This window comes from uncultured Fretibacterium sp. (assembly GCF_938030725.1).
Taxonomy (GTDB): Bacteria; Synergistota; Synergistia; order Synergistales; family Aminobacteriaceae; genus Fretibacterium.
In genome coordinates this window covers 1-2,867 of the sequence record NZ_CALHIQ010000108.1, presented here as the reverse complement: position 1 = coordinate 2,867, position 2,867 = coordinate 1, and the positions used below count along the sequence as shown (strand labels likewise).

Annotated in this window: 1 protein-coding gene; it reads left to right on the top strand. The window is 62.1% G+C overall.

What is annotated here, in order from left to right; genetic code table 11:
* Nucleotides 1-167: 167 nt before the first annotated feature.
* Nucleotides 168-2,867 (top strand): DNA polymerase III subunit alpha (dnaE, locus tag Q0629_RS06495; protein WP_298780418.1); only part of this gene is annotated, 2,700 nt, incomplete at its 3' end.

Genomic DNA, 2,867 nt, shown 5'->3' with positions numbered 1-2,867 from the left:
AAAATGGGTCACCCAAGGAGGAAAGGCTTGTATCCGACCTGCCCTTCGATGGACTGGTCCACGATTTGTCGGTACTGATGAAGGGCGAGGTCGTGCTGGTGCGCCGCGAGGCGGACGAGGCGGCCAGAGAAAAGATGGAAGAAGCTGGAGAGGACGATGAATAATCAATGACCCGGCCTTTTGTACACCTGCACGTCCATACGGAATACAGCCTGCTGGACGGAGCCATCAGGACGAAGCAGCTTGCCGCAAAGGTGGCGGACTGGAGCGTTCCGGCGGTCGCCATGACGGACCACGGCGTCATGTACGGCGCCGTCGAGTTTTATGAGAACTGCCGCGCCGCTGGAGTGAAGCCGATCCTGGGTTGCGAGATCTACGTGGACCCCGACGGCTATCGTTCAAGGGAAAAGAAGGGGAAGAACAACCACCTCATCCTCCTCGCCGAGAACGAAGAAGGGTATCGCAACCTCGTCAAGCTCGTTTCCATCGCTAACACGGACGGCTTCTATTATAAGCCGCGAATCGACCACGACCTTCTGGCCAGTTGCGCCAAGGGCATCATCGCCTCCTCCGCTTGTCTGGCGGGAGAGGTGCCCCAGCTGATCCTGCAGGGCCGGGAGGATGAGGCCGCCAAGTTGGCTCTGCTCTACCAGGACATTATGGGGAAGGGAAACTACTTCCTGGAGATCATGTCCAACACCCTTCCGGAACAGGCTGTGGTGAACAAGGCGTTGATCCGCATCTCAAAGGACACGGGCATTCCCCTGATCGCGACGAGCGACGCCCACTACCTTAACGCGGAGGACTACGAATGGCACAAGATCCTGCTCCGCATCAATACCCGTGCGGACGATACGGACGACGCCTTCGGCTTCAGCGTCAACGATTTTTACCTGCGCTCTCCAGAGGAGATGGACGCCATCTTCGGGACGGAGGTGCCCGAGGCACTCGACAACACGGTGGCGATCGCCGAGCGGTGCAGCGTGGACATGAAGCTCAAGACGGGGCACTACATGCTGCCGAGCCTCGAACTTCAGGAGGGGATGACGCTGGACTCCCACCTCGAGGAGGAGGCAAGGGCGGGGCTCAGGATGCGTCTGAACGTGGACACACCGCCCGCAGAGTATGCGGAACGCCTGGAGTACGAGCTGAACGTCATCACCCGGATGGGCTTCTCCGCCTACTTCCTGATCGTGGCCGGGATCATTCAGGCGGCAAAAGAGCGGGGGATCCCCATTGGCCCAGGGCGCGGCTCAGCGGCGGGGTCCCTCGTGGCCTGGAGCCTGCGCATCACGGAGCTGGACCCCCTGAAGTATAACCTGCTGTTTGAGCGCTTTCTGAACCCGGAGCGCATCAGCATGCCCGATATCGACACCGACGTATCGGACCGCGGGCGCGAGCAGCTCCTGAAGTACATCGTGGAACGCTATGGGAGCGACCGGGTGTCCCAGATCATCACCTTCGGCCGCATGAAGAGCCGGCAGGCGGTGAAGGATGTGGGGCGTGCCGTGGGGATGGAGTACGCTCTGATGGACAGGGTCGCAAAGCTGATTCCCGCCGACGCCAAGAGCATCCACGAAGCCCTTGAGCGGACGCCGGAGCTGACGGAGCTCGCGGAGGAGGACCCGCGGATCAAAAACGTGCTGAGGACGGCGGAACACATTGAGGGGCTGGCGCGCCACGCCTCCCAGCACGCGGCGGGTGTCGTCATCACTCCCGTTCCCATCACGGACCTGGTGCCCATTCGCCGCATCAAATCCACGGCCCCGTCGGCTTCGGACGGAGAGCTGGACGTCACCCAGACGGTGACCCAGTTCACGATGGAGCCCGTCGAGAAACTGGGCCTGGTGAAGATGGACTTCCTGGGACTCCAGACGCTCTCCATCCTCGAGGAGGCGGTGGAGAACATCAGGCTCAACGGCAAAAATCCGCCGGACCTGCTGAATCTCCCCATGGACGACCCGGCCACCTACAAGCTCCTCCAGGAGGCGGACACCATGGGGGTCTTCCAGTTGGAATCGGATGGCATCCGGGGGATGCTTCGCAAGCTCCGGATCGACTGTTTTGACGACCTGGTGGCGGCGCTGGCCATGTACCGCCCCGGGCCCCTCGACAGCGGTATGGTGGATCAGTACATCAAGTGCAAGCACGGCCAGGCGAAGCTGGAGTACCCACACCCCATGCTGGAGGACGTGCTGAAGGACACCTACGGCGTCATCCTCTACCAGGAGCAGGTGATGCAGTCCGCGTCCGTGCTGGCCGGGTACACCCTTGGCGAGGCGGACCTGCTGCGCCGCGCCATGGGGAAGAAGAAGGTCGAGGTCATGCAGGAGCAGAGGGCCAAGTTCACTGAGGGCGCCTGCCAAAAGGGCATCGACGAGAAGACGGCTTCGGGCATCTTCGACCTGATCGAGAAGTTCGCCGGATACGGCTTCAACAAATCCCACAGCGCGGCCTACGCCCTCGTGTCCTACCAGACGGCGTACCTGAAGGCGAACTACAAGGCAGAGTTCCTGGCGTCCTACCTGTCGAGCCAGATGAAGTCCAAGAAGGACGTCCTAGGACACTACGTGCGCGAGGTGCGTCAGAGCGGCATCTCGGTCCTGCCGCCGGACGTCAACTCCTCGATGGAGAGCTTCACCGCCGTCGGTGACGTGATTCGCTTCGGGCTTGGGGCCGTCCTGCGGGTCGGGCATAACGCGGTGGAAACCATCGTCAAGGCGCGGGAGGAGGGGCCCTTCAAGTCCCTGTGGGATTTCCTGCGCCGCGTGGACCTGCACGACATGAACCGGGCGATGATCGAGAACCTCATCAAGGCGGGGGCCTTTGACGAGATCACCCCAAATCGGGCCCGCCTTGTGGCGGCG